Annotated in this window: 1 pseudogene; it reads right to left on the bottom strand. The window is 67.3% G+C overall.

The features are described 5' to 3' along the window. Positions 1 to 339: pseudogene (locus tag CRT60_RS36030) on the bottom strand (hypothetical protein); the annotation flags it as partial.

The following is a 339-nucleotide window of genomic DNA, read 5'->3' as shown; positions in this document are numbered from 1 at the left end:
ACATCGGTGCCGACGCCGCCGATCAGGATGTCGATGCCCGACACCGAGACCGTCGAACCGCCCGAGCCCAGGAACACCAGTTCCGAACCCGTGCCGCCGATAATCGTCTCAAGACCGTTGGCAAGCAGCGTGCCGCCAGCCGAACCGATGGTGATGACGTCGGTGCCCACGCCACCGGTCAGGGTCTCCAGACCCGAAACCAGCAGGGTGCCGCCCGTGGTGCCGATGGTGATGACGTCGGTCGACGCACCGCCAGCCAGCGTCTCGATGCCCGAAACCACCATGGTGGTGCCGGTGTCGCCGATGGTGATGACGTCGGTGCCCACGCCGCCGGTCAGG

Source organism: Azospirillum palustre (assembly GCF_002573965.1).
Classification (GTDB): Bacteria; Pseudomonadota; Alphaproteobacteria; order Azospirillales; family Azospirillaceae; genus Azospirillum; species Azospirillum palustre.
Note: the sequence above shows the minus strand (reverse complement) of the source record. Positions and strands in the feature narration are given on the sequence as shown.